The 26,015-nt window shown below is 60.9% G+C and carries 29 protein-coding genes; 10 read left to right on the top strand and 19 right to left on the bottom strand.

Annotated features, from left to right (window positions below; translation table 11 throughout):
• Window positions 1-28 precede the first annotated feature (28 nt).
• The 4 genes from CRO46_RS04855 to lgt all read right to left on the bottom strand — a co-directional run bounded on the left by CRO46_RS04855 (window position 29) and on the right by lgt (window position 4,046).
• Window positions 29-1,183, bottom strand: a complete 1,155-nt coding sequence (locus CRO46_RS04855; protein WP_097105535.1) for a M24 family metallopeptidase — start codon at window positions 1,181-1,183, stop codon at window positions 29-31.
• Window positions 1,167-1,985: a peptidoglycan editing factor PgeF gene (gene pgeF, locus CRO46_RS04850; protein WP_097105533.1), complete on the bottom strand. Its 819-nt coding sequence runs from the start codon at window positions 1,983-1,985 to the stop codon at window positions 1,167-1,169. The genes CRO46_RS04855 and pgeF overlap by 17 nt, the downstream gene beginning before the upstream one ends.
• 103 nt (window positions 1,986-2,088) lie before the next feature.
• Window positions 2,089-3,189 (bottom strand): class I SAM-dependent methyltransferase, encoded by a 1,101-nt coding sequence (locus CRO46_RS04845; protein ID WP_097105531.1) that lies wholly within the window; start codon window positions 3,187-3,189, stop codon window positions 2,089-2,091.
• Window positions 3,190-3,212: 23 nt separating this feature from the next.
• Window positions 3,213-4,046: a prolipoprotein diacylglyceryl transferase gene (gene lgt / locus CRO46_RS04840; RefSeq protein WP_179758953.1), complete on the bottom strand. Its 834-nt coding sequence runs from the start codon at window positions 4,044-4,046 to the stop codon at window positions 3,213-3,215.
• A gap of 238 nt (window positions 4,047-4,284) precedes the next feature.
• Here lgt and CRO46_RS04835 point away from each other — a divergent pair, with 238 nt between their 5' ends.
• From CRO46_RS04835 to CRO46_RS04820, 4 genes are all read left to right on the top strand, one after another.
• Window positions 4,285-4,563, top strand: coding sequence for an accessory factor UbiK family protein (locus CRO46_RS04835; protein WP_097105529.1), 279 nt, complete (start codon window positions 4,285-4,287; stop codon window positions 4,561-4,563).
• A gap of 377 nt (window positions 4,564-4,940) precedes the next feature.
• Window positions 4,941-5,441: a type III secretion system chaperone family protein gene (locus CRO46_RS04830; protein ID WP_097105527.1), complete on the top strand. Its 501-nt coding sequence runs from the start codon at window positions 4,941-4,943 to the stop codon at window positions 5,439-5,441.
• A 1-nt stretch (window position 5,442) separates the two neighbouring features.
• Window positions 5,443-6,255 carry a pyrroline-5-carboxylate reductase gene (proC, locus tag CRO46_RS04825; protein WP_097105525.1) on the top strand — a complete coding sequence of 271 codons (813 nt, stop codon included), beginning with the start codon at window positions 5,443-5,445 and terminating at the stop codon, window positions 6,253-6,255.
• Window positions 6,256-6,278: 23 nt separating this feature from the next.
• Entirely contained in the window at window positions 6,279-6,620 is a 342-nt protein-coding gene (locus CRO46_RS04820; RefSeq protein ID WP_097105522.1) for a tRNA-binding protein, read from the top strand.
• A 35-nt stretch (window positions 6,621-6,655) separates the two neighbouring features.
• On the opposite strand, the gene CRO46_RS04815 is transcribed toward CRO46_RS04820, so the two are convergent.
• The 4 genes from CRO46_RS04815 to CRO46_RS04800 form a co-directional block, all read right to left on the bottom strand.
• Window positions 6,656-8,038, bottom strand: a complete 1,383-nt coding sequence (locus tag CRO46_RS04815; RefSeq protein ID WP_097105521.1) for an ATP-binding protein — start codon at window positions 8,036-8,038, stop codon at window positions 6,656-6,658.
• 232 nt (window positions 8,039-8,270) lie between these two features.
• Entirely contained in the window at window positions 8,271-10,124 is a 1,854-nt protein-coding gene (locus CRO46_RS04810; protein WP_097105518.1) for a methyl-accepting chemotaxis protein, read from the bottom strand.
• A gap of 236 nt (window positions 10,125-10,360) precedes the next feature.
• Window positions 10,361-11,068: a response regulator gene (locus CRO46_RS04805; RefSeq protein WP_097105516.1), complete on the bottom strand. Its 708-nt coding sequence runs from the start codon at window positions 11,066-11,068 to the stop codon at window positions 10,361-10,363.
• Window positions 11,065-11,544: a MarR family winged helix-turn-helix transcriptional regulator gene (locus CRO46_RS04800; RefSeq protein ID WP_244577806.1), complete on the bottom strand. Its 480-nt coding sequence runs from the start codon at window positions 11,542-11,544 to the stop codon at window positions 11,065-11,067. Before CRO46_RS04800 ends, CRO46_RS04805 begins: the two co-directional genes overlap by 4 nt.
• A 263-nt stretch (window positions 11,545-11,807) precedes the next feature.
• Here CRO46_RS04800 and CRO46_RS04795 point away from each other — a divergent pair, with 263 nt between their 5' ends.
• Window positions 11,808-12,698: a branched-chain amino acid aminotransferase gene (locus CRO46_RS04795; protein WP_097105513.1), complete on the top strand. Its 891-nt coding sequence runs from the start codon at window positions 11,808-11,810 to the stop codon at window positions 12,696-12,698.
• A 177-nt stretch (window positions 12,699-12,875) separates the two neighbouring features.
• Window positions 12,876-13,484, top strand: a complete 609-nt coding sequence (locus CRO46_RS04790) for a 2-hydroxychromene-2-carboxylate isomerase (protein ID WP_097105510.1) — start codon at window positions 12,876-12,878, stop codon at window positions 13,482-13,484.
• A 71-nt stretch (window positions 13,485-13,555) separates the two neighbouring features.
• On the opposite strand, the gene hppD is transcribed toward CRO46_RS04790, so the two are convergent.
• Complete coding sequence (gene hppD / locus CRO46_RS04785; protein WP_097105508.1) at window positions 13,556-14,665, bottom strand: 4-hydroxyphenylpyruvate dioxygenase; 1,110 nt, start codon at window positions 14,663-14,665, stop codon at window positions 13,556-13,558.
• Window positions 14,666-14,813: 148 nt separating this feature from the next.
• Here hppD and CRO46_RS04780 point away from each other — a divergent pair, with 148 nt between their 5' ends.
• The 3 genes from CRO46_RS04780 (at window position 14,814) to CRO46_RS04770 (ending at window position 17,218) form a co-directional block, all read left to right on the top strand.
• Complete coding sequence (locus CRO46_RS04780) at window positions 14,814-15,284, top strand: Lrp/AsnC family transcriptional regulator (protein WP_097105506.1); 471 nt, start codon at window positions 14,814-14,816, stop codon at window positions 15,282-15,284.
• Window positions 15,285-15,501: 217 nt separating this feature from the next.
• Entirely contained in the window at window positions 15,502-16,446 is a 945-nt protein-coding gene (locus CRO46_RS04775; protein WP_244577805.1) for a mechanosensitive ion channel family protein, read from the top strand.
• Between the two features lie 124 nt (window positions 16,447-16,570).
• Window positions 16,571-17,218 (top strand): MBL fold metallo-hydrolase, encoded by a 648-nt coding sequence (locus CRO46_RS04770; protein ID WP_097105502.1) that lies wholly within the window; start codon window positions 16,571-16,573, stop codon window positions 17,216-17,218.
• Window positions 17,219-17,317: 99 nt separating this feature from the next.
• Here the strand turns inward: CRO46_RS04770 and CRO46_RS04765 are convergent, their stop codons facing one another.
• From CRO46_RS04765 to CRO46_RS04725, 9 genes are all read right to left on the bottom strand, one after another.
• Complete coding sequence (locus CRO46_RS04765; protein ID WP_097106506.1) at window positions 17,318-19,159, bottom strand: methyl-accepting chemotaxis protein; 1,842 nt, start codon at window positions 19,157-19,159, stop codon at window positions 17,318-17,320.
• A gap of 385 nt (window positions 19,160-19,544) precedes the next feature.
• Entirely contained in the window at window positions 19,545-20,000 is a 456-nt protein-coding gene (locus tag CRO46_RS04760; RefSeq protein ID WP_097105500.1) for a BA14K family protein, read from the bottom strand.
• A 218-nt stretch (window positions 20,001-20,218) separates the two neighbouring features.
• Window positions 20,219-20,431, bottom strand: coding sequence for a cold-shock protein (locus CRO46_RS04755; protein WP_097105498.1), 213 nt, complete (start codon window positions 20,429-20,431; stop codon window positions 20,219-20,221).
• A 366-nt stretch (window positions 20,432-20,797) separates the two neighbouring features.
• Window positions 20,798-21,040, bottom strand: coding sequence for a DUF1344 domain-containing protein (locus CRO46_RS04750; RefSeq protein WP_179758952.1), 243 nt, complete (start codon window positions 21,038-21,040; stop codon window positions 20,798-20,800).
• Window positions 21,041-21,295: 255 nt separating this feature from the next.
• The gene (locus CRO46_RS04745; RefSeq protein ID WP_097105495.1) at window positions 21,296-21,538 is read right to left on the bottom strand and encodes a DUF1344 domain-containing protein; all 243 of its coding nucleotides are present in this window, start codon (window positions 21,536-21,538) and stop codon (window positions 21,296-21,298) included.
• Between the two features lie 301 nt (window positions 21,539-21,839).
• Window positions 21,840-22,724, bottom strand: a complete 885-nt coding sequence (locus CRO46_RS04740; protein ID WP_097105493.1) for a DMT family transporter — start codon at window positions 22,722-22,724, stop codon at window positions 21,840-21,842.
• Between the two features lie 253 nt (window positions 22,725-22,977).
• Window positions 22,978-23,235, bottom strand: coding sequence for a hypothetical protein (locus CRO46_RS04735; protein ID WP_097105492.1), 258 nt, complete (start codon window positions 23,233-23,235; stop codon window positions 22,978-22,980).
• 139 nt (window positions 23,236-23,374) lie between these two features.
• Window positions 23,375-23,866 (bottom strand): DUF1499 domain-containing protein, encoded by a 492-nt coding sequence (locus tag CRO46_RS04730; RefSeq protein WP_143438958.1) that lies wholly within the window; start codon window positions 23,864-23,866, stop codon window positions 23,375-23,377.
• Between the two features lie 96 nt (window positions 23,867-23,962).
• Window positions 23,963-25,141, bottom strand: coding sequence for a PQQ-dependent sugar dehydrogenase (locus tag CRO46_RS04725; RefSeq protein ID WP_244577763.1), 1,179 nt, complete (start codon window positions 25,139-25,141; stop codon window positions 23,963-23,965).
• Window positions 25,142-25,231: 90 nt separating this feature from the next.
• On the opposite strand from CRO46_RS04725, the gene CRO46_RS04720 reads away from it, so the two are divergent.
• Window positions 25,232-25,792: a hypothetical protein gene (locus tag CRO46_RS04720; protein WP_143438956.1), complete on the top strand. Its 561-nt coding sequence runs from the start codon at window positions 25,232-25,234 to the stop codon at window positions 25,790-25,792.
• On the opposite strand, the gene CRO46_RS04715 is transcribed toward CRO46_RS04720, so the two are convergent.
• Entirely contained in the window at window positions 25,779-26,009 is a 231-nt protein-coding gene (locus CRO46_RS04715; RefSeq protein ID WP_143438955.1) for a hypothetical protein, read from the bottom strand. The genes CRO46_RS04720 and CRO46_RS04715 overlap by 14 nt on opposite strands.
• Window positions 26,010-26,015: the final 6 nt, after the last annotated feature.

Genomic DNA, 26,015 nt, shown 5'->3' with positions numbered 1-26,015 from the left:
GAGTGGGGCAAAACCAAGATCTGCGTTCCTACGGCGCGATGATCAGGTCAAGCGGTTTCGCAGACAAGGATTCTGGCTCTTCAGTGGTTGTCAGGTAGGTCTGCCCCAGTGTCATGGCGGTTCCGGTTTCGGAATCCATGATAATCATGTGGACAAACAGGGTCATGTCAGGCGCGATCTCGAGCGGGTTTCCGGCGTGGAACATCTGGTGCTCCATCCAGCTCGGTGTAAAGCGTGCGCCCACAGAATAGCCGCACGCATTTAGCCGGTGCCGGGTCAGGCCGCGCTCGTCCATCACATCGGCATGGGCATCGAAGACCTCTCCGAAGGTGGTGCCGGGCCTGAGTATGGCCGTAATCGCATCAAGCGACTCCTTGCAGGCCTCGTAGAGCTCGATATGCCGGTCTGTGGGTTCTCCGATAATGATCGTGCGCATCATCGGTGCGTGATAGTGGGCGAAGGAGCCGGCCCATTCCAGCGTCAGCTGATCGGTGGCCGTCAGTTGGCTGCGCCCGGCCTTGTAGCGGCACAGAAGCGCGTCCTGGCCGGAGCCGATGATGAACTCGTTGGCGGGATAGTCGCCGCCGCCGGAGAACACCGCGCCCTGCATGGCTGACAGGATCTCGGCTTCATCGGCGCCGGGCTTGATCAGGGGCAGGGCGGCATCGAGTGCTGCGTCGGACAGTTCAGCTGCCCTGCGGGCATAGGCGATTTCCGCCGGGCTCTTGATCAGCCGCAGCTGGCTGACGACGTAGGAGGCATCGACCAGTTCGGCGAAGCTCTGCAACTGGTTGTCGAGCTTGCGGCAGTTGGTTCCGGTGAGCCCGTGGGTGTCGTATTCCACACCGATGCGTGCACCGAGAAGATCGAGGTCGGAGAGCAGGTTCTTGAGATCAAGCGCCGGGTCGGCGTTGGTGCGGTCGGTCCAAACGACGATACGCTCGATATTGGAGGTTTGCCGGGCCTGGCGCAGGTCTGCCGAGCGGGTCAGAAGCGTCATGTTGCCGTCGGCCTTGACAACCAGGCACTGAAAGAAACAGAAGCCGAACGTGTCGTAGCCTGTCAGCCAGTACATGCTTTCCTGGGCAAACATCAGCATGGCGTCGAGCTTCTCCTTGCGCATGCTGGCTGTGAGTTTTTCCAGGCGGGCGGCGTATTCCTCGCGTTCAAAATGCAGGGCCATGGGCGTCCTCCTTGATGGCGATAGCGGAGATTTGTCGTCCGTAATCGGGTTCCTGGCGATGGGTGGAGCGGCGGTAGGAAAACCAGGCCTCCTCATCGGCATAGGTGCAGTCAGGCAGCATCTCGGCTCTCACGCCGGCCTTGCGCAGCCGGTCGACCGTAAACTGCTTGAGGTCGAACAGGGCATAGCCGGGTTTGGGGGAGGGCGCGAAATAGGCCTGATTGGCGGGGTCGGCCTCAACGAAGCGGTCGACGAATTCGGGGCCGACCTCGTAATTGGACTGGCTGATCGAGGGGCCGAGAACTGCGACGGTGGTCTCAGCCCGCGCGCCCAGGTCCTGCATGGCGGCAAGCGTGCTTTCCAGCACGCCGTCAAAGGCGCCGCGCCAGCCGGCATGGGCTGCGCCGACGACACCGGCTTCTGCATCGGCGAACAGGATCGGCCCGCAATCGGCGGTCAGCACGCCGAGTACCAGGCCAGGCGTGTTGGTGACCAGCGCATCGGCCTGGGGACGTTCGTTGCGGTTTTCGAAAGTGGCGATCTGTACGCGCGGCGAATGCACCTGATGCACGGTGACCAGCCGGTCGTCGCCAAGCCCGAACCAGCGGCTGACGCGGGCGCGGTTCTCTGTCACATCGGTGCGCTCGTCGCTGGAGCCAAGTCCGACATTCAGTCCGCGGTAAAGCCCCTTGGAGACACCGCCGGCCCGGCTGAAGAAGCCGTGGGCAATCCGCCCGGTGGAGGAAAGCTCGTCCAGAATTGCGCTCCGCACCGGTTTTGGTGCGCTGCGGTCAACGGTCATGATTTGGTCCTCCCGTGGGCCCAGAGGGCGAGCCGAATCCGCAAAACAGTCCAGACTGCGTGCAGATGGTGGCCATCTGGGGACGGTCTGTCAATTCGTCAACTCAGGCAGACAGATTGTCGAAGGGAGCGAGCTTGACCGGCTTGCCGCTGACGGCGAGCACCTTGAACAGCGCGCCCATGCGTCCCTGGCCTTCGCCCGCGAGGCGATTGACGGCATCGCTTATGGTCGCCTGAGTCAAGCTGTCCCGGCCGTTTCCGAGCGCTCCGGCGCGTTCGAGAATGCCAAGACCGACCAGAAAATCGCCCTGGGTGAGCGGACGGTGGACGTGCGCGCCGGCCGCTCTGGCGGTTTCAGCGAGCACCTGAAAATCGACATGGCTTGTCAGATCAGCTTCGCCGGGGCGCAGCAGGGGCGGATCAAATTCGTGCTGGTAGACAGCCTGCAACGTGTCGCCGAAACCGGTCACCAGGTGGCCGTAATCGATGGCCAGCGCGGTGCCGCCATCGCGGACGATCTTCTCCGCCACCGTCTGCATGACCGCAGTCCTTGCGGGCGAGGTCTCGAAGATCTCGCCATCGGGAACCCGGGCCTCCTCGATGGGCAGCACGGAGGTGTCGAGCGTTCCCGGCCCGAGGCCGAAGATAAGGGCGCCGGTCTCGTCGAGGCCGACCATGCGCTCGCGAAACCCCTGGGGCGTCTTGACGAATTGCTGGATCGGGAGAGCGTCGAACAGTTCGTTGGCAACCACCAGGGTGAAGCCGGCCGGGATCTCTTCAAAGGCGGCATGCCAGCTGATCCGCTGTTTGATCCGAACCAGGGTCTGGCGCTGCACGCCGCGCAGCTGTTCGCTGGTTTCAACCATGTGAATGGTGGCGTCGGAATAAAGATCTGGCGCAAGCCGCGCGATCACCCGAAGCGCATCCGACATCAGGGTGCCCCGGCCGGGGCCGATTTCGACGATCCGGGTGTCAGCCGGCGAACCCTGGGCATGCCAGGTCTGGACCAGGAACACGCCAATCATTTCACCGAACAGCTGCGAGATCTCAGGGGCGGTGACGAAATCGCCGGCCTGGCCGAAAGGCTCCCGGGTCTGGTAGTAGCCGTGATCCGGATCGGACAGGCAAAGTGCAAAGTAATCGGATACCCGCAAAGGTCCGGACTGCTGGATCAGATTGACGATCTTTTCAGTGAGCGGCGTCATCGCGGCAACCTTTCCGGACTTTTTCAATCGCGCCGCCGGGCGGTTGACATGACCCACAAGCCAACGGCCAGCATCGGCAGCGACAGGACCATTCCCATGGTCAGCCAGCCGCCGGCGAGATAGCCGATATGGGCATCGGGTTCCCTGAAGAATTCAACGAAAATGCGCGACAGGGCATAGCCCGCAACAAAGCAGCCGGAGATCAGGCCGCGGTACTGGAAAGCCTGCCGGCGATAGATCAGCCAGGCCAGAACCGCCAGCAACAGCAGGCCTTCGAGCGCGGCTTCGTAGAGCTGGGTCGGATGCCGCGGGAACGGGCCGCCGGTGGGGAACACGAAAGCCCATGGCACATCGGTAAGCTTGCCCCAGAGTTCGGCATTGATGAAATTGGCCAACCGCCCGAAAAACAGGCCGACCGGCACGACCGCGCAGACAACGTCAAACAGGTTGAAGACCGGAATGTTGCGGCTGCGGGCAAACAGAATCATGGCGACCAGCGTTCCCAGCAACCCGCCGTGAAACGACATGCCGCCGTTCCAGATTTCCAGCGCGCGCAGCGGATCAGCCGCAACGGCGGCGAAATCATAAAACAGGATGTAGCCGATGCGTCCGCCGGCGACGATGCCGACAGTGGCCCACAAGAGGAAGTCATCCATGTCGGGGGCTGACATGCGCGGACCGGAAGCAGGCCAGAGCTTGCGGTTTTCGACCAGCCGCCGGGCATAGCGCCAGCCAAGAATGATGCCGAGGACATAGGCCAGACCATACCAGCGGACCTCGACCGGACCGATGGCAAGGATTACCGGATCAATGTCCGGGAAGGTCATGAGCGACAACAGTGTGGCAGTCTGCTCCAACGCGATTTCCTTCCTGCATGCCGGCTCTTTGCATTCTCCGGATCACCTACAATTATGGCCTGAGACCAGCTTTTCCAGCGATCAGGCGGCCATACTCGCTGCTGTTGCATGGCATGTGGGCTTTGCGCAAGCCTTGTGCTGTGTGCTTTGGCTTGCAACTCGCGCCTGGAATGCTTACCTCGAAAGTGTCGAATACCTTCCGGTAGAGCCGGATTGACCCAAAACAGGGATGAGAACGATGAACAGCGGATCGAACAGACTTCTTGACGAGCTTGCCAAGGTGATGACGGATGCCGCGGGCGCTGCTCAGGGTGTCCGGCGCGAAATGGAAACTGTAATGCGCAGTCAGCTCGAGCGGCTTCTCAATTCGATGGACCTGGTCAAGCGGGAAGAGTATGAAGCGGTTCGTGACATGGCGATCAAGGCGCGCGAAGAAAACGATGCGCTCGCCAAGCGGCTGGATGAGCTGGAGCAAAAGTCCTCCCAAAAATCGGTCTCGGACGCGGCCGACGCCTGAAATCAGCGCGCTGCCGGAAGGCTCCGGCACGCGAACGCCTGACGGGCGGTTTTTACCCACTTTTTTTTACACAGGTTATCCACCGGGTGGCGAGGCGCAAAAAGCCTTTTGCCTGAGTCAGTTATGAGTCACGGCGGAATCTGTTTGGCAGCTTGGTCCACAGGATGCGCCGGACAAAATGCAGCCGGGGGACTGGCGCTCTGACTCTGCATTTATACACTGATTCTAAATGATGATTCGGAACGGGCAGCAAAAAGCCCCGGCAGGAGTCGCGAGTGCGGACGCCCCGGGACGCGGATGAATCATGCATGGATGAGGTGTCGTCTGGAGCCGTTTGACGTGTGATCCCAGGCGCTTGAAATAAGACTAGGTGGGGCATGAATCTCAGTAATATCGAATTCGAACGGCACTCCAATCCGGTGGACATGATCGAGTTCGTAGCGGCGTCCAACGACTGGACATTCGAGCGGTCCGGCGAGCACGAAATCGCGATGACGGTCGAAGGGCACTGGACGGATTACCACGTCTCGTTTTCCTGGATGGAGGACTGCGAGGCGCTGCACATTGCCAGCGCCTTCGACATCAAGGTTCCCGATTTCCGCGTCACCGAGGTGATGAAGCTGTTGTCGCACGTCAACGGCCAGGTGCTGATGGGGCATTTCGACCTGTGGCAACAGGAACACGTGATCATCTTCCGGCAGTCGCTGTTGCTGGCAGGCGGGGCGGAGCCTACCAACCGCCAGGTCGAGGTGCTGTTGTCGAATGCGCTCGATTCCTGCGAAGCCTATTTCCAGGCATTCCAGTTTGTCGTCTGGTCGGGGATGGAAGCCAAGTCGGCCATTGCCGCAGTAATGTTCGAGACCCGTGGCGAGGCCTGAGATGGTATCTCCCGACAATCCTCTGGTTCTGGTCGGCGCCGGCAACATGGGCGGCGCCATGCTTAACGGGTGGCTCGATGCCGGAACTGATCCGGCAGCCATTCTGGTTATCGATCCCAAGCCCTCCGATGCCATGGCGGCACGGCTGGCCGCCGCAGGCGTGCGGTGCGAAAGCGCGGCGCCCGAGGGCGTGACGGCGGGTATTCTGATGCTGGCGGTCAAGCCGCAGATCATGGATACCGTTATTGAAGGTGTGAAAAAACTTGTCGGGCCAAGAACCGTCAGCCTCTCGGTCGCTGCCGGCAAGACACTGGCCTACTTCGAACAGCGCCTGGGTGGGGCGGTGGTCCGGTCGATCCCGAACACGCCGGCCATGGTCGGTCGCGGAATCACCGGCGCGGTTGCCAATGCTGAGGTCAGTGCCGAAGCCAAGGATGAAATCGAGAAGCTGCTGTCTGTTTGTGGACCCGTCGAATGGGTCGAGGATGAAGCGCTGATCGACGCCATTACCGCAGTCTCGGGCAGCGGTCCTGCCTATGTCTTTTATCTCGTCGAGTGCATGGCTGAGGCGGGTCGCAAATGCGGCCTGCCGGCGGACCTCGCCATGCGCCTCGCACGCGCGACCGTCACGGGGGCTGGTGAATTGATGCACCGGTCCCCGGACGCCGCTGCCACTTTGCGACAGAACGTGACCTCGCCCAATGGCACCACGGCTGCGGCGCTGTCGGTGCTGATGGCCGAGGACGCACTGCAGCCGCTGTTTGACTGTGCCTTGCGTGCCGCAGCGGACCGTTCCCGCGAACTGGCCGGCTGAATGTTCGTTGAGAGATCAGACCCATGAGCCAGACCATCAGCTGGGATGAATTCGAGAAGGTCGACATCCGCACAGGTACCATCACTGCTGCGGAAACCTTTCCCGAAGCGCGCAAGCCGGCCTACAAGCTGCGTATCGATTTCGGTCCCGGGATCGGCGAGAAGAAATCTTCCGCGCAGATCACCGACCATTACACCACCGAGGCGCTAGTCGGACGCCAGGTCCTGGCCGTGGTGAATTTTCCGCCCCGGCAGATCGGTCCGTTCATGTCGGAAGTCCTCACCCTCGGCTTCATGGACGATGACGGTGCGGTGGTGCTGGCTGCGGTCGACAAGGCCGTGCCCAACGGTTCGCGGCTGATGTAGCCGGAGGCGAGCTCCGGAGCGCCATCCCCCCCCGTCTAGGCGGGCAGCCTTACGACGGCGCGCAGGCCGCCCATGGCGCTGTCGGACAGCGTCACGTCACCACCGTGGCTGCGGGCGATGTCGCGGACGATGGCCAGTCCCAGTCCGGTCCCGGTCTCATCCTGGTTGCGCGCCGCATCAAGGCGATAGAATGGGCGGAACACGTCCTCGCGTGCGTCGGCGGGAATGCCCGGGCCGTCATCGTCAATCGCGATAGTAAGCCACCTGCCGCGGTTGCTGGCAGCGATGGCAACCTCATCGGCGTGGCGGCAGGCGTTGGCCACCAGATTTGTGAGCAGCCGGGTGAAGGCGTTGGGCCGGACATTGATCTCGTCATCGCCTTCCACCGACACCGTTACTGTCGCGCCGCGAAGCCGGCCGTCGGCCGCGATCTTTTCGACGACGCTGGTGAGGCTGACCGCACCGACATCCTCCTCGGCCTCGCCACGGGCAAAGGAGAGGTAGCTGTCGAGCATCGACTGCATGTCGTCGATGTCCTTGTTCAGATCGTCCATTTCCGGGCCATCGCCGACAAGGGCAAGTTGCAGCCGGAAGCGCGTGAGGATGGTGCGCAAATCGTGACTGACACCCGAAAGCATCGCCGTGCGCTGCTCAAGCTGGCGTTCGATGCGCTCGCGCATCTTGATGAAGGCAATGCCGGCACGGCGGACCTCGTCGGCGCCGCGGGGGCGGAAATCATCGGGCATGCGCTGCCCCTTGCCGAAGCTCTCGGCCGCCTGGGTGAGCTTCAGGATCGGCCGGATCTGGCCGCGCAGGAACAGGATGGCGATCACCAGGAGCACCAGCGAGGTGCCGACCATCCACAGCAGGAATATGTGGGTGTTGGATGCGTAGGCCTGGCTGCGCTTGGCAAAGACGCGGAGGATCTTGTCCTCGAGCTTGATCCGGATCTCGACAATGTTGGAGTTCCCGACCGTGTCGATCCAGAACGGAAGGCGGATCTGGCGGGTGATCTCTTCGGACAGGATCTGGTCAAGGATCGAAAAGAACGGTTTCGGCCTCGGGGCGGGCAGGTCTCCAGGCGGTTCGATGGCGATGTTGAGTTCGAGCCGTTCGCGGGCGATGCGGATGATGTCGTCATAGGCCGCGTCCTGCGGGAAGGTCTCGAGCACATCGATGATGGCGGCGATGTCACGGGTCACGGCCATCGAAAGCCGCTGGGTGACGGTCTGCCAGTGGCGTTCCATGAAGACGAAGGCGATCACCGACTGCAGCAGCACCATCGGAATGATGATGATCAGCAGCGCGCGGGCATAGAGCCGCGTCGGTATGCGCTTGGTGAACCAGCGCGTAAAGCGCCGAAACCCGTTGGGAGGGTAACGCTCATATTCGCGGCGGATGGAATCCATGCTGGTCATGTCAGTTGCCCGGTTCGCCTCCTCTGGCGCCGCGTTCAATTCGCGCCACAGCCTTTATAGCCAGGTGGACGGGCAAAGAGCTACAGCGGAGAGCGAAATTGATGGCCCGGTCCGCGTCCTTTGAAGGAGCAGGGAAGAGGGGAGGGCCAGAGGCAAGCGAAAAGCCCCGCAACCTGGGTTGCGGGGCTCCTGCTTCACGATGCAGCAATGGCTGCAGGGCGGCGGTAATGGCTCAGGCGGCCCGGGCGCGGCCCTGGGCCGGTGCGCCGGAGCCGATGTCGAACTGGTCGACCATACCGGCCAGCTTCTGGGCGCTGCCGGCGAGCTTGTGCATGACGGCAGTGGCTTCCTCGACCATGGCCGCGTTCTGCTGCGTGACCTGGTCCATCTGGTTGACGGCGCTGTTGATCTCGCCGAGGCCGGTGGTCTGTTCACGCGCCGCGGTGGCGATGGAGGCGATGTGCTCGTTGATCGCGGCAACCTGCTCGGAAATCGTGCCCAAGGCTTCACCGGTTTCATTGACCAGATGGACGCCGCTTGCGACCTCCTCACCGGACTTGGTGATCAGGCCCTTGATGTCCTTGGCGGCACTTGCGGAACGCTGGGCAAGTTCCCGGACCTCCTGGGCGACAACCGCAAAGCCCTTGCCTGCTTCGCCGGCGCGGGCGGCCTCGACACCTGCGTTGAGGGCGAGGAGGTTGGTCTGGAAGGCGATCTCGTCGATCACGGTGATGATGTTGGAGATTTCACCCGATGCCGCTTCAATCCGCGACATGGCGTCGACGGCGTTGGACACGACACCACGCGAATTGACCGTGCTGCTCTGTGCCTTCTCGGCCATGTCGCGGGCTTCCTCGGCGCGGGTGGCGGCGCTGCGAACCGTTGCGGTGATTTCATCGAGCGCAGCAGAGGTTTCCTCAAGCGATGCGGCCTGCTGCTCGGTGCGGCGAGACAGGTCGTCGGTTGCGGACTGCATTTCGGATGCGCCGGCGTTGATCTCGTGGGTTTCGCCACGAAGCTCGGCCATGGTGTGGCTCAGGCGTTCAGCAGCATGGTTGAAATCGGTGCGCAGCTTTTCGAACTCGCCAGAGAACGGATTCTGAAGCCGGACCTGGAGATTGCCATTGCTGAGTTCGCTCAGGCCGGTACCCAGTTCGGCAACGGCGGCTTCCGTCTGCTGATCGCGGGCCGCCTTCTCGGCTTCGCGGGCACGGCGCTCGGCTTCGGTCTGTTCGCGGCTGCGCATCGAGTCTGATTCCAGCGCCAGTTTCTCGATCGCGCCGTCGCGCAGGACCGTCAAGGAACGGGCCAGGGAGCCAATCTCGTTGCGCTGTTCGTGACCGGGAACCTCGATCTCGAGATTACCTTCCGCGATGGCGTTGGCAACGTTGGTGAGGCGCGGAATCCGGCCCAGAACCTGCCGGTTGACCCATGCGGCGAGTGCCGTGCCGGCCAGCAAAACGAGAACGGCGATGATGCCGATGGTCCAGGTAAGTTCGCTGGCGATCGCATCTATTTCGGCCGAGCGGACGCCGGCGTAAAGAATGCCGATGGTGTCACCGGCGGGCGAATAGATCGGCTCGTAAATGGTGTAATAGGGTGTGCCCAGAATCACCGCTTCACCACGGAAAGTCTTGCCCTGGGTCAGGACAGGATAGACGGCGCCCTTCTGGCCCAGCTGCGTCCCCACTGCACGGTTGCCGTCCGGCTTGATGATGTTGGTGGTCTTGCGCCAGAAGTCCTTGGTCTCGGCGTCCCATGCGAAGATCGTAGCGGTCTGGCCGGTCATGCGGCCGATCGTGTCGATCATCTCGTGACTTTCAAACTCATTCGGGATGCTGTCCATCACGATCCGCTTGACGTTGCCGTCGTCGGACCAGCTTACCGCAGTGCCGGGCAGGTCGCGCGCTACGATCGTGGCAGCTGTCCGCAGGCTGGTGTTCTGGCTGTCGATCGCCTGCGTCTGGATGCGCGAATTGATGTTGGACAGAACTGCGATCTCGACGATTGTAAGTGCGATCACCAAAATGGCGGTTGTGACCACCGTTACAGTTTTGACCACTCCGAAACGTGAAAATATTGACATGATTTTCCCCATGGTTTTGCATAGAATTAGATTGAAATAATTAAGGAAATGATACCCAACCCTCTGCTTTTTGGCAGCAGAACGGGCGCGGTTGCCTTGGGTTGAGGCGAGAGATCTCGACAGCACCGGGCCCTTGATAATTGCAATCCGATCAGCCAGCCAACAGGGCCGCAAGGACCGGGGGCGGTGCCTGCCAGTCCGAATCGGCGGTCAATTTTGCCGTGAATTTCGGTTGATTAGACCTTGGCCTCGACACTCAGCCGGTAGCCGATGCCGCGGACGGTCTGGAGCCAGACCGGATTGGCCGGATCGTCCTCGATCTTGCGGCGCAGACGGTTGATCTGGACATCGATGGTGCGTTCGCCGACCTCGATGTCGGCGCCGACGAGTTCATGGCGGGGGACAGTCTCACCGGCGTTTTCGGCGAAGGCCACCATGATCTCGCGCTCGCGGTCCGTCAACCGGACGGGTTCGCCGGATTTCTTCAGTTCGCGGCGAGAAATGACGAAGGTGTAGGGGCCGAACACCACCTGCTCGATTTTCGGCGTAGCGGGCTGGCCACCGCGCTTGAGAATGTTGTTGATCCTGAGAACCAGTTCACGCGGATTGAAGGGTTTGGCGAGATAATCGTCAGCGCCGGCCTCCAGCCCATCTATGCGGGCCTCGCCCTCGGACAGCGCGGTGAGCATGAGGATCGGCACGGTCTTGAGCTCGCGCAGCGAGCGGGTCAGCGACAGGCCGCTTTCGCCGGGCATCATCACGTCCACGATCAGAAGGTCGAAGTCCATGCCTTCAAGCTTGCGGCGTGCCTCGCCGGCTTCGGCGGCGGTGGTGACGCGGAATCCCTGTTCGGATAGATAGCGCGATAGCAGATCACGAATGCGGGTGTCGTCATCAACGACGAGAAGATGGGCCGCGTCATCATCCGGCAAGGAATTGGTCATCGGTCTTGTCCCTCTTTCGCATCGCTCTGGTCTGCTGCCCCGCTGCGATTGGCAGAATTGATCATGCCCGAAAGGAACGTCTTGACCGCTGCACGCCCACTTTCGTTCAGTCCTTCCATTGCATTGGCGATACGGCAAGACTGTGGCCTTGCCAATGCCAATGCGAGGTCGCGCCCCCTGACCGTGGGGAACAGCCGGCGCTGCCTGCGATCTTCCGGGCCTGCGATCTGGACAATATAGCCTGAGTCGATAAGTTGCTTGAGCACCCTTGCGAGCGATTGCTTGGTAATCTTGAGCGTGTCGAGCAAGGCTGCCACGGTGAGGCCGGGCTCGCGGTTGACGAAATGGACAACCCGGTGGTGCGCGCGGCCGAAACCGGAGGTATCGAGAATCGCGTCGGGATCCGAAATGAAGTCACGGTAGGCGAAGAACAGCAGCTCGATGATCTCGAAGTCTACGCCGTCGGCCTGCCCCATCGGGTGATCGAGAACTTGAATGGATTCTTCATTGATTGCGCCCCTGTGGCTCATAGCGACTATTCCTTTCGAATATGTCAGCTATGTTGACATAAATTGGCGCAATTGCTAGCTTCGATTTGCGCGCGAGGCAAATCTGGCCCTGCCCGCCGGCTTGCCAATGCCCGTTTGCCTCCCGCCTGGTTCCGGCGCTTGCGCCACGGTCACCGACACCGGCTTCAGACAACCATTATCACGGCGGCATACCGCCTGGAGGAAACGTGATGGCGTCCGTACCTTTTGATCAACTTGAAGGTGAAATCTGGTTCAACGGCGAATTCGTTCCGTGGAAAGATGCGAAGGTTCATGTTCTGACCCACGGGTTGCATTATGCCAGTGCGGTGTTTGAGGGTGAGCGCGCCTATGGCGGCGAGATCTTCAAGCTGACCGAGCACACGGAGCGTCTTCATACATCGGCTGAGATCCTGGGCTTCAAGATCCCCTACAGCGTCGCCGAGATCGATCAGGCCTGCGTCGATCTGCTTGGACGGCAGGGCTTTAAGGACGCCTATGTCCGGCCGATCGCCTGGCGCGGTTCGGAAATGATGGGCGTGTCGGCCCAGGCCAACAGGATCAATCTCGCAATCGCCATCTGGCAGTGGCCAAGCTACTTCAAGCCCGAGGAGCGGATGAGAGGCATTCGCCTGGATATGGCGGAATACCGCCGTCCGGATCCGATGACGGCGCCGTCCCGTTCGAAGGCTGCCGGTCTCTACATGATCTGCACCCTGTCCAAGCACCGGGCCGAAACGCGCGGTTATGCCGACGCGATGATGCTCGACTGGCGCGGCCGGGTGGCGGAAGCGACCGGCGCCAACGTATTCTTCGTCCAAGACGGCAAGATCCATACGCCGACGCCGGATTGCTTCCTCGACGGCATCACCCGCCGCACGGTCATCGGCCTTGCCAAGAAGCGCGGCTATGAGGTGATCGAGCGGGCGATCATGCCGGAAGAGCTCGAAGGCTTCGAGCAGTGTTTCCTGACCGGCACCGCCGCTGAAGTAACCCCGGTCTCGGAAATCGGACCCTACAGCTTCACGGTCGGCGAGATCGCGCAGAATTTGGTCAACGACTACATGGCCGAGGTCCAGCCGAAAAAGGCCGCTGCCGAGTAACCGCAGCACCAGTTACGAAAACTACGGCCTTGCCAGAAGGGCGCGGTCCGGCTTTCGCCGAATGCGCCCGGCTGTCCTACGGCAGCCGGCCCCTCCAGGTTGCCCGGTGCCGGGCCTTGCATTGACAAGATCGGCGTGCGGGGGTCCAATTCAGCCATGATATTTCGAGGAGGGGTCTTGAGCACACCTGAATTCTGGATATCGATCGGCAGTACCTACAGCTATCTGACAGTATCGCGACTGCCGGAAATCGAAAGATCGACCGGATTTGAGTTTGAATGGCGCCCGTTCAGCGTCCGCGAGATCATGGTCGAAATGGACAACATCCCCTTCGCCAAGAAGCCGGTAAAGGCCGCCTACATGTGGCGTGACATCGAAAGACGGGCGAAGATGTACGGGCTGAAACCGTTGCTGCCCGCGCCCTATCCGTTACAGGAATTCGACCTGGCGAACCGGATTGCGGTCGTCGCCAGGGAAGAGGGCTGGTGCCGGGACTACATCGCTGAAACCTACAGGCGGTGGTTCGAGGAGGGTGATGCAGCCGGAGGAAAAACGAATCTCTCTGCTACGCTCGAGCATCTTGGCAAGGATTTGACCAGGACTCTGGAGAAGGCGAACTCGACGCAAACCGAAGCAGCCTACAAGGCCGCAACGCAGGCCGCCCGGGACAGGGGGATATTTGGCGCGCCAAGTTTCTGTATTGATACAGAGCTGTTTTGGGGCGACGACCGACTGGAAGACGCACTGGCGTGGCTTGATGGCAGTGCCGTGATCCCGAGCCGGTAAGCGGCAAAAGCAGCCCCGGCCTCACCGGATATAATGCCCGGTTCCGCTCGGGGCTGCCTGCATGCCGAAGCTTACTCCGCGGCGTCACCTATCACGCCGCGGCGTATCTGGTCTTCCTCGATGGATTCGAAAAGGGCACGGAAATTGCCCTCGCCAAAGCCCTCGTCACCCTTGCGCTGGATGAACTCGAAGAAGATCGGGCCGATCACCGTCTTGGAAAAGATCTGCAGCAGGATCTTGGTCGTGCCGCCATCGACGACACCTTCGCCGTCGATGAGAATGCCGTGCTTCTTCATTTTCTCGATCGGCTCATCATGGCCGTTCACGCGCGATTTGGACAGATTGTAATAGGTCTCGGGCGGGCCTGGCATGAACTTGACGCCCTTGTCGGCGATCCAGTCGGTGGCGTCATAGATGTTGTCGGTGCCGACGGCGATGTGCTGAATGCCTTCGCCGTTGTATTTGCGAAGGTATTCCTCGATCTGGCTCTTGTCGTCGGTGGATTCGTTGAGCGGGATGCGGATACGGCCGCAAGGCGAGGTGATGGCGCGGGAAACCAGGCCGGTCAGCTTGCCCTCGATGTCGAAGAAGTGGATCTGCTTGAAGTTGAACAGGTCGCGGTAGAAATCCCACCACTTGTCCATGTTGCCGCGAATGACGTTGTGGGTCAGGTGATCGAGATAATAGAAACCCGCACCCGCCGGCTTGGGGTCGCGCTCGCCGAGCCAGTCGAACTCGGCGTCATAGGCCGAGCCCTGGTCGCCCCAGGTGTCGACGAAATAGAGCAGCGATCCGCCTATGCCCACGATCGCCGGAACATCGAGGGTCTTGTCGTCCCCGGTGTATTCCTCGGCTCCCTTGGAGACGGCGTGAGCCAGAGCCTTGCTGGCGTCGGCGACGCGCCATGCCATCGAGGGCGCACAGGGGCCGTGGATGCTGACGAAGCGATCGGCGAAGGAACCCTTTTCCGCGTTGAGAATGTAGTTGATGTCGCCCTGACGCCAGACCGTGATGGCCTTGCTGCGATGGCGCGCGACGGGCTCGTAGCCCATGCGGGCAAACAGGGCTTCAAGCTTCTCGGGCTCGGGATGGGCGAATTCGACAAACTCGAACCCGTTGGTGCCGGCCGGATTGTCTTCGGAAATCGGTGCACGCGGCGCGTCGTGGGGGAATGGGCCCATGGGTATCTCTCCTCGTTTGTCCGCACAGATCCTGCTTGCCTGCGCTGGTTGACTGTTGCACATGATGCTGCATATTCGTTGCAAGGTGTATGCATTCACCGCGCAATGGCGAAATTTCATGCATGCTTTGTGCGCTGAGGAGGAGATTATGGCGGTTTCAGTGCATCTGGATGCGTTTGATCGAAAGCTGTTGCGGCTGTTGCAGGAAGACGGGCGGCTGACCAACAACGAGCTGTCACAGAAGATCAATCTGTCGGCCTCGCAATGCTCCCGGCGGCGCAGCCGGCTTGAGCAGGACGGCTATATCCGCGGCTACCGTGCGGACCTCGACCGCGAAAAGCTCGGTATCGGCATCGTCAACCTGATCACGGTGACGCTGGCGACGCACAATCGCGACAATGCCCAGCGGTTCGCGCGGCTGATCGGCGGCCTGCCGGAGGTGCTGGAGGCCTATTCGCTGACCGGCGAGATGGATTACATCATCAAGGTGGTGACGCCGGATTTGCGCAGCCTGTCAGCCTTTGTCAGCGATGTCCTGCTGCCGCATGAATCGGTGCAGCACGTCAAGACGGCGATCGTGCTGGACACGCTGAAAGAGAGCGGCGCGCTCCCGATCTGAAAGCCGCAAGCGCTGTGGCCGCCGGCGTTTCCTGCGTGCTCAGCACCAACCCGGGCGGCTGCGCAAAAATATTGTCTGGAAGATGGAACCAAATGCCGCCGAAAACGTTACGATGTTCGGAACATCGGTTTTGATGTTCGCGAAATTCGAACTGAAAAGGTGTTGAGACAGTATGGAAGATCAGACGACGACTGCATCCGAATCCCAATTGGGGCAAATGTTGGGAGGTTGGGCAGAGGCGTTTGATGGCCTGCAAGTGCTGTTCGTGACCTATGCTTTCTCGGTGATCGGCGCGATTGTTATCCTGATCGTTGGCTGGACGATCTCGCGCCTGATGGGGCGCTGGGTCAAGACCCTGCTCAAGCACACCCACAGGGTCGATCCCACGGTTTCCGGCTTCTTTGCAGTCTTTGTCCGTTACGCTGTGCTGGTGCTGGTCATCATCATGGTGCTCGGTCAGTTTGGCGTGCAGACAGCTTCGATCATCACCGCTCTGGGTGCCGCCGGCCTGGCGATTGGTCTTGCGCTGCAGGGCACGCTGCAGAACATTGCAGCCGGCATCATGCTGCTGGTGCTGCGCCCGTTCCGCGTCGGCGAATATATCGACGCCGACGGGATCTCAGGAACAATCAAGGAGATCGGCCTGTTTGCGACCGAGCTGCAGACGCTGGACGGTCTGTATCGGATGGCGCCGAATTCGCAAATGTGGAACGTGCCGGTAACCAATTACTCGCGTCTGCCCGAGCGGCGCTACGACCTGGTAATCGGCATCGGCTACGAGGACGACATCGAGAAGGCGCAGTCTGTTCTGCTTGATCTGGCCAAGGCTGACGAGCGGGTGCTGCGCGACCCCGAGCCTTGGGCCTACGTCTCCGAACTTGGCGACAGCGCGGTGTCAGTTACCCTGCGCTACTGGACCAAATCGGCTGACTGGTGGGTGACCAGCCGTGAGATGACCAAGGCCGCCAAGATCGCCTTCGACAAACACGGTATTTCGATCCCGTTCCCGCAAGTTACCTATTCCGGGTCGCTGGAACTGGAGAGGCCGGATGATTCCGATGCGGCGAAGACCGGCGATGGCGGCAAGGCTGCCGACAATGGCAAGGGTGATGACCGCAACATGTCGCGCGACGACGACGACGAGGCGCCTGCGGCAAACTAGGTGAAGGCGGCGCGTTTTCCCTTAACCGGCAAGAAGCGAAAGCAGGACTGCCGGGAGGGTGACATCGCGCTCCCATGCGTTCACTTTGGTCGAATCGAATCGCCATACAAGGACAATAGATATCATGGGCAATTTGCAGGCCGGGATCATCCCCGTCACTCCGTTTCAGCAGAACTGCACGGTGCTGTTTGACCAGGACACACGGTCCGGTGTGGTGGTTGATCCGGGTGGCGATGTCGACGTCATCCTGCAGACAATCACCGAGAACGGCCTGAGCATAGAGGCGATCTGGCTGACCCACGGCCATATCGATCATGCCGGCGGTGCAGACGAACTGCGTGAAAGACTCGGTGTAAAGATCATCGGTCCGCACCAGGATGACCTGCCGTTGCTGTCGGGCCTCGAAGCGCAGGCCAAGATGTTCGGGCTGGACATGGAGGTGCGCAATGTTACCCCCGACCAGTGGCTCAAGGATGGCGAGACAGTCTCGTTTGGAACCCATGAATTCGAGGTCTCTCACACACCCGGTCACGCACCGGGTCACGTGATCTTTTACAATCGGGCGGAGGGCTTCGCCCATCTTGGCGACGTGTTGTTTGCCGGATCCATTGGCCGTACCGATCTGCCGGGCGGCGACCACCAGACGCTGCTCAACTCGATCCGCGACAAGGTGTTTCCGCTGGGAGACGAGACAGGCTTCATCTGCGGCCATGGACCTGGCGGAAAGATTGGTGACGAAAGGCGCAGCAATCCGTTCCTGAAAGGGCTGTAGCCGCGCGCCCAGGCAGCGCAACCGGCTGCTTCCGGGGCCGCAAAATGCGAAAGGCCGCCGCGAGAGATCGCGGCGGCCTTTGTCGTCAATGCAGTCAGGTCAGCTGGCGCGACGCATGGTGTTGGCCATGTTCCGTAGATCCCGGCCGGCGGACGAGGCGTCGTTGGACACCTTGAAGCCGCGGATCAGATCCAGAAGACTTTCGGTGTCATTGGCCAGGACTTCAGCCGATGCCGTGGTCTCTTCAGCCATGGCAGCGTTCTGCTGTGTCACCACGTCGAGCTGGTTCATGGATGAGGAGATCGAGCGCAAGGTGGTGTCCTGTTCCGAAGCGGAATGGGCGATCTTGGTGACAATCTCGTTGGCTGACTTGATCTGGTCAGAAATGCGCTTGAGCGCTTCGCCGGCTTCGCCAACCAGGTGTACGCCGTTCTGGACCTGTCCGGACGAGTTGGAAATCTGGCTCTTGATCTCCTTGGCGGCCGCGGCCGAGCGCTGCGCAAGTTCGCGAACTTCCTGGGCGACAACCGCAAAGCCCTTTCCGGCTTCCCCCGCGCGGGCTGCCTCAACACCGGCATTGAGCGCGAGCAGGTTGGTCTGGAAGGCAATCTCGTCGATGACTCCGATGATCTTGGAAATCTCGGCCGAGGACTGTTCGATGCCGCTCATGGCGCCGATCGCTTCGGCGACGATGGTGTCCGACTTGGTGGCTTCACCGCTGATCGAGGTTACGCGCTCGGCGGCTTCCTGGGCGCCTTCGGCGGTCTGGCGGACTGCCACCGTCAACTCGTCGAGAGCGGCGGACGTCTCTTCCAGACTCGCAGCCTGGCGCTCGGTGCGCTGCGAGAGCTCGTTGGAGGCACGGCGAATCTCCTCCTTGGAGCCACTGATGTCGACACCCTTGGCATTGACCTTGGCCATTGCAGCCTCGAGCAGAGAGAGGGCCTCGTTGAAGTTGTGACGCAGCTCCGCATACTTCGGACCAAGTTCGGCACAGCGCACCGTCAGATCACCTGACGCCATGACTTTCAGGGCTTCACCGATCGTCTTGACGACGCGGGCCTGCTGGTCTGCCTGATCCTGCTGCAATTGTGTGTTCTGCTGGCGTTCATTGTCGAGTTCGCGGCTCTGTTGTTCCTGCCGGCGGGCCATTTCGTGGCGTTCGCGGACCTTTTGCTGCAACGCCTTGGTGGCTTTGGCCATCTGGCCGACTTCGTTGCCCATATCGGTGTGCGGAATTTCGATGGCCACATCCTCGTCGGCAACGGCTTCGAGCGCATTGTGAATATCCGTCAAAGGCCGGGAAATGCCGCGAATGACCAGGAACGCCGCGGCAATGCCCAAGCCGAACACCACCAGTCCGATCGACACGGCCTTCCAGACCGACGCACGGACCTGTGCTGCCAGGTCATCAACATAGACGCCGGTGCCGATGACCAGGTTCCACGGAGCAAACGGCGCCGAGTAGCTGGCTTTCGGGAAAAGTTCGCCGCTCTTGTCGCCGGGCTTTTCCCAGACATACTGAGTCCGGCCGCCACCGGTCTTGGCGATCTTGATGATGTCGTCAAACAGCATGTTGCCCTGCTTGTCGACGACGCCCTTCTTGTTCTGTCCGACGAGACTGGTGCTGGGATGGAAACGCATGGTGACGTCGGTATCGAGCCCGAAGAAATAGCCGTTCGGCTCGTAGCGGAGATCCGTGAGAAGCTTGTAGGCCTGGGCCTGGGCTTCTTCCCGGGTCAGTTCACCGGACACTTCCCTGGCATGGTATGTCTTGAGAACAGACATAGCTGTCTCCACCTGCGTGCGCAGCATGTCGTAACGCTCGGTGTAAATGGATTGGGAGGCCGACTTGATCTGGAAGTAGGTCACGGCGGAGAAGGCCACCATGAGGGCGCCGATCAGAAGAAAAAGTTGATGCGATATCTTGAGGTTTTTCATGATTGCCATGCTATAAATGTTTTGGTGGGGGCCGGGTTCTCACGGCTGTGAGACTTTGCTGAGATAGGGCCTAGGCTTTAATTGCCCGTTAACGACGCTTGCCGACGCGGCGGGCGGGTTTGAAATTCTTCCGCCCGTGCTTTCTGCTGCATCCTACACATCGCGATGCAACGGCGCCGGGGCGCCGATCAGACTTCATGACGGTCGCTATCGCTGTTTGATCCCGGGTCAAAAAACCATGCGTTCATCTGGCAACAAGGCTGCCGTAAATGGCGTCCCCGGTTCTTCAAGGATGCGTAGCCGGTGCGCCCGTCAACACAGAAAAACCGGCCCCGCCAGCGGCGGAGGCCGGTTTTTGCTTTGTGAATCTGATGCGAGGCCAGCGTTACCTGGCGACGCAGAAGTGGTCGCGTCCATCATAGCCGCGATAGGTGCCGGTCGCTGCATTGAACGAGCGAAACCTCTTCGAGCAATAGCGGTACCATGATCTGCTCCAGGGCTCGTACGTTCCGCCGCTCACTGCGCGCGGGGCGGACGGCTGGCGGTAGATCACGCGCGGATTGTTGGAGTTGGCAATGGCTCCGCCGATAATGGCGGCAGCACCCAGACCGATGATGCCGAGCGCGATGGCGTCGCTGTTGTTGTGATGGTGGTAGGTGTGGTGCGGTCGATGCCACCGGCCCCAACGGGGGGACTGATACTGCCTGTACAAGTGCGGCTGGTTGGGGTCGAAGAATTCGTCTTCGCCAGCGTGGGCGATTCCGACGCCGGTGGTAAGCGGTGCGAAGGCGGTCGCTGCGGTGAGCAGCGTGATGCTGAGCGTCTTGGCGATGATGTTCATCACGATGTCCTTCCCGGTTGACGTATCTTGCGAACGTATCTTGCGGCGGCCGGTTTTCCGGCTTGCAGGAACACTATTCAGTCCAAGCTGAACGGTAGCTGAACAAAGTCTTAATCATCATTGTCCGGCAAAACCCTGACATGCGTCAATTGCTCCAAACACAAAAAAGCCCGGCGAGCGCGGCGCCGGGCTTTCTGTTCGTGGAATCTGGATGCCAATCAGGCGAGGCGCAGATTAACGGCCTTCGGCCCTTTGCCGCGGCGGTCAGGCTCGGTGTCGAAAGCGACTTTCTGGTTTTCCTCGAGGCCGGTCATACCCGATGCCTGGACTGCGGAGATGTGAACGAAGATGTCCGCACCGCCATTGTCTGGCTTGATAAAGCCAAAACCCTTGTCGACGTTGAAAAATTTTACGGTACCGGTTTCACCCATGCTGTCAGGTCCTTTGGTTGCCTTCCGGTCTCCACTCGGTTTGTCCGGTCGGCGAGCATCATGTCATATCCCGCATTTGCGCGGGGGTTATGGCAGGCAGTTCTTGAAGTGTGAGGAAAGGTCCTGATTGTAACGGCTTCGCCCCTTCACGCGGTCTGGCGTGTGGGCTCTTGTTGAAGTCGTCCGAAGTTTTTTGTGCGGCTTCGGCGCGCATGTTTCTGGTCTTCCCGTGTTCGCAAATTGCCCGAACATATAAAAGATGATTGGTTTGTCGGAAATTGGCAAGCAAAAGTTTGATGACGTCTGCCAATGCACGTTTGTGGTCCTGGCCGGGGCGCCGAAGCTGCCCCGGCCAAGCCCGTCAGATTACTCGACGATCGCGATTTCGGTGGCTTCTGTGGTGCCATCGTTGAACATGATCATCACGGTCTTGCCGGCTTCGACGCCTTCGACTTCGACGCCTGCAGCAACGGTGTAGACTTCACCGGATTCCAGTTCGACGGTGTTTGCAGCTGCGTCAAAGTTCTTGACGACGCCTTCGATTTCGCCAGCGAAGGCGGTCGAGAGCATGGCTGCGGATGCGAAAGCGATTGCAACGATCTTTTTCATCTTGTTTTCCATAGGTTGTTAGCCGATCCGCAACCGGCTGGCAGAGGTGCCAGACTGTGATCGGTTGCAGCGGGGCGGCGCTGATATGCGCCGGTTTGTGGGGCCGCGCAAGCGGCAAAAAAACAAATTTTTCAAGGCTGAAACCGGCTTAATTTTGCCACGATCCGATCAGATCGGTATGGCTTTTTGCCCTCTTTTCAGCCTCTCGATGCCCGGCCCGGGCAGTGCGGTTTTGTCCTGGCCGGGCCACCGGCGTCACTCCACCACGGCGACTGCGGTGGCGTCGGTGGTGCCGTCGTCATAGGTGATGACGACCTTGCCACCCGGCTGCAGGGTGTCGAGCTGGATGCCTTCGGCAAGGGTAAATGCCGCGCCGCTTTCCAGAACGATCATCTTGGTGGCGGGATCGTAATTCGTGACCACGCCTTCCACTTCGGCTGCATATGCTGCACCGGCGAAGCCGAGCAATGAAACAGTGGTAATAAAGATCTTCTTCATGGTCTTTGTCTCTCTGGTTGTGCGGCACCGGTAGTGGTGCCTGCAGAACCACATCTGGCGATGCGAGAGGCGTTTGGCAAATCACGTGTCGTAAATAAAATGAATAATATCAATAACATAATCCTGCCATATTGTGGCGCAGCAGCATCGGGCCAGAGCCGCTTTTGCGATTGCTCGAGCGGTAAACAGCCTGCCCACAAGGGCGTTCTGATTGCCCCGGTTCCGCCCGGATTATGGCTGGCTTGCGGCCAGGCTCGAGCGGGATCGATCACGAACCGCGCACAACAGCCTCGAGAACAGGTCAGGATGCGGGTCTGGGTCTGAGAATCGGGCCGATTTCGGCCAGCAGAATAGCGATGAAGATCAGCATTCCGCCGGCATAGCCCAGCGCCGGGATCTGTTCTCCGAGGATGACCGCGCCGAAAAGGGCCGCGAACAGCGATTCCGTCGACAGGAAGATCGCGGCTTGCGGCGCGGTCGTGTATCGCTGACCGATGACCTGCAAGGTGAAGGCCAGCCCGGTGGCGAACAGCCCGGCGAAGAGAATTTCCGGCAGCGTCGCCAGGATCGCGGCCAGGTCGACGGTTTCGACCACGGTGCCGGCGCACAGGCCAAGTAGGGACGTCAGCGCAAACTGCACGAAGGAAAGCGTCAGCGGGCGACCGCTCGGCCCCACATAGCGCCCGACCAGAATGACCTGAAGCGCCCACATCACAGCGCAGGCGATGGTAAGGAAGTCGCCATTGTTGAGACTGACCAGGCTACCGCCGGCAAGCATCCAGATGCCGATGAAGGTCATAAGCACCGCGGGCCATATCACCGGGTGCGGCCGCTGCCCCAGTACCAGCAGCGTGATGAAAGGGACAAAGACAACGTACAGCCCGGTCAGAAAGCCTGAATTGGTGACCGTGGTGAAGAGCAGGCCGACCTGCTGCAGTCCCATGCCGAGGAACAGCACCAGCCCGGTCAGTGCGAAGCCGCGCAAATGGGCGGTCGACACCGGCGCGGCGGCCTTTCGCGATTCCAGCCAGGCGAAGGGTGCCAGCAGGATTGCGGCGACCAGAAAGCGCAGGCCGATGAACAGGAACGGACCGATATTGTCCATCGCAGTCGACTGCGCCACGAAGCCCGCACCCCATGTGGCGCCGGCAAGAAGAAGCAACAGGTTGGCAAAATAACGCGGCATTTCGGGGTCCGGACAATGAGTATCGCGGACGCCTCCTGCCTCCTGCGTTCAGAAATGCCTTCTGAAGCACGAAAAGGCTTAAATCAAGGGAGAAGCGCAGTCTGTTTTGGAAACCGGGAGAGTGTTGCATCACAATGGGGCAGTTGGCAGCGATGGTCCAACTGCCCGCCTGTTCCAATCGTGAGGATAGCCTGGGCCCCGCTTTCGCGGGTGCCCGGCACAGGTCCTGGCCTGGCCAGGAAGCAATCGCGGTTTACCGTTTCCAGTGGCACCTTGTGGTGTAAACCCTGCCACGGGAGTTTCGGTATTGGCACAGTCCATCGGAGGTTTCGACCAGATAGGTTCCGAACCCACCGATCAGCGCGCCGGCAACGGCACCACCAGCACTGTTGAAGGCGATTGCTCCAACGGCTGCACCGACGCCGGCACCACTTGCGGTCTTCTCGGCGGTCGTGCAGGCAGACAGGGTGCTTATCGCAGCTATAACCACTGCCAGTTTCAGGACTTTCATCGGCTAACCCTCACATCATGTTTGCGGTTCATGCTCGTATCAGTTCCAGATCGAATAGTGCCTCTGCGGTGATTGCCGGTCAAGCACTCGCAGATTTGCCGGTTCTTTTGGACTGACGGCCGAGCGCGCGACACGGAACTCAAGGTGTCCTGAACAGCTTTCGCAGGCGCTCCCGGTTTTTGCCCATGTCGCCGCTGCCCAGTTGCGCCCGGGCATAGGCCATGATGCCGGTGCGGCCGTCGGGCAGGAGCCGGGCTTCGAGATGGATAACATCGGGAAACCGCATAAGCGGCGAGTAAGTAACAAAGCGGGCCCTGGCTGCATCCTTGCGGTCGTCCACGCGCCGTGCAAGTGAATCCGTCATCATCAGCCGTTGTGACAGCCTTTCGATCGCGATTGCCGGCGCATCTTCAAAGGGCGGGATCTCGAAATCGGGGTCGGCGCACAGGCCGGGACTGCAGGCAAGTGCGTCGTTGTCCGTGGGGCTGCGCGGGGAGCTGGTGAAATTCCGCTGGCCGCGGTCGGGCGAACCGGCCAGCAGTTCCCAGCTGCGTTCGCGGCCATACAGAATGAATGCGGCGATGAGTACGCCGAGCAGCAGCATGGCGCACAGGAAAATGGTTTTCAACATGATCTCTTCCGGTTCGTTGAGGGGCCCTGTGCGGCGCGGCTTCACCGGTCAGCCTCCGCCGGGCTTGTCCTGGCGCGGGCAGAGTCCTCAACCGCATTACTCGGACGCGCGCGACAGACGCAGGATTGAACCGTTGTCTTCGTCGGTTGCCAGCAGCACGGAGCCGTCGGCGGCCACCTGGACATCGCGAATGCGTCCGTAGTCGCCCTTGAGCATCCGCTCTTCGGTCAGCACCTCGCCGGTTTCCGGGTCGAGGTCAAGCCGCACCAGCAACTGGAACTTGAGGGCCGCGACCAGCAGATCGCCATTCCATTCGGGGAACATCTCGCCGCGATAGACAGCCATGCCTCCCGGTGCGATCGATGGATCCCAGTAGTGAACCGGCTGCTCGAAGCCTTCGGCGGCCGTGCCGATGCCGATCTCAGCGCCGGAATAATGGCGGCCATAGGATATTTCGGGCCAGCCGTAGTTCCTGCCCGGTTCAGGACGATTGACCTCGTCACCGCCGCGGGCGCCGTGCTCGACCGAATAGAGCACGCCGGTCTCGGAGTCGATGTCGAGGCCTTGCGGGTTGCGGTGGCCTTTCGACCAGAGTTCGGCAGCGCCGCCGCCGCCGGCATAAGGATTGCCAGCCGGAACCGTACCATCGGCATTTATCCTGAGCACGGCCCCGGCGTGATCGTCGAGGTCCTGCGCCCGCTCGCTCTCGCCCCGGTCGCCGATGGTAAAGAAGACCGAACCGTCCGGGGCAACGGCGAGACGGGAGCCGAAATGCTGGCCGGCTTTGGTGAACCGGTTCATGCGAAAGATTTCCTGCACATCGCTGAGCGCGGTGCCGTCTTCCGACAGGCGCGCCCTGGCTATGGCGGTCCCCAGGCCGCCATCGCTGCGGGTCGAGTAGCTGATGAAGATCGTGCGGCTGGTGGCGAAATCATTGGCAAGAGCGACGTCCAGCAAGCCGCCCTGACCAGCAACCGCGATATCCGGCAGTCCCGATATCGGACTGGTTGTTTCGCCATCCCGGATGAGCCGCAGTGCGCCGCTGCGCTCGGTGACAAGCAGCGAACCGTCGGGAAGCGGCTCCACCCCCCAAGGGTGGTCGAGGCCGGAGGCGAGGACTTCCACCTTGATATCAACCTCCTGAGTCGGGAAGGTTTGCTGAGCCTGGGTACCGGTTGCCGCGCCAATCAGAAGGGCGGTGGAGACGCCAAGCAGGGTCTTGATGCGGTCATACATCGCAATAGGCTGCATCGCGGGGGGATAAGTGTATGCCATGTGCTGCCTCATGTGCTCCCGATTTCCTGGTCCTTAATGGCATATGGTGCGTCGCGAGCGTCAGAAAAGGTCCCGCGCAGGAGGCCAGACGTGACGGTGACTGAAATCCGTCTAAACTTGGCTGTCATGGATAGTGCTGATTCGCATACTCACAATGGCCTTACCGAGGCCGCCGGGGCTTCGGACCAGTTTGCCTGGCGGGCCAGCGCCGCTGCGCTTTTTCTTCCCGCGCTGGTGGTGGCGGCGGGCTACGGTGCCCTGCTGTTGGCGCTCGTCCTGGCCGACAGGGGAAACGGGCCTCTGGCTCGGGTCTGCATGATCGTGCTGGTCATCGGGGTTCCCTTGCTGCTTGCCCATGCCGGCCTGCGGCTGTCGACAACCCGGCTGGCACTGCACGCATCCTATCTGGAGGTGCATCCGGGATTTCCCGCCCGGGATCCGGTGACAATCCCCTATGCCTCGGTCAGTCGTGCGACGGTTCGGCGGGGGCTTTCTGGCTGGATCACCGGCGCGGGGTCGCTGGTCATCGAACGCGAAAGCGGGTTGCCGGTAATCGTGTCGGGCCTGTCCTCCCCTGACACGGCGGTTGCCAAGCTCGACGCCTACCGGGACGGGGTCCACGGCAAACGTGTGAACGCTACTGTCGGCTGAACCCCATCGGATGGCTGGTGGGTTTGTCGATCGGGTCGTGGGATTTTTCGATCTGGCGCTGCAGCATCGCTTCGGGTTCGGCGCGGGCCTGAAGCATCAGGGCAACCATCAGCAACAGGCATCCCATCAACGCGATCAGTGCAATCCTCACCGCCGTGACGGGTTCCTTGCGTGAGGGCCTGTCGAGCAGATAGTCGTCATCAGGTATCATTTTCATTCCCCG

This window comes from Parahoeflea halophila (genome assembly GCF_900220985.1).
Classification (GTDB): Bacteria; Pseudomonadota; Alphaproteobacteria; order Rhizobiales; family Rhizobiaceae; genus Hoeflea; species Hoeflea halophila.
Note: the sequence above shows the minus strand (reverse complement) of the source record. Positions and strands in the feature narration are given on the sequence as shown.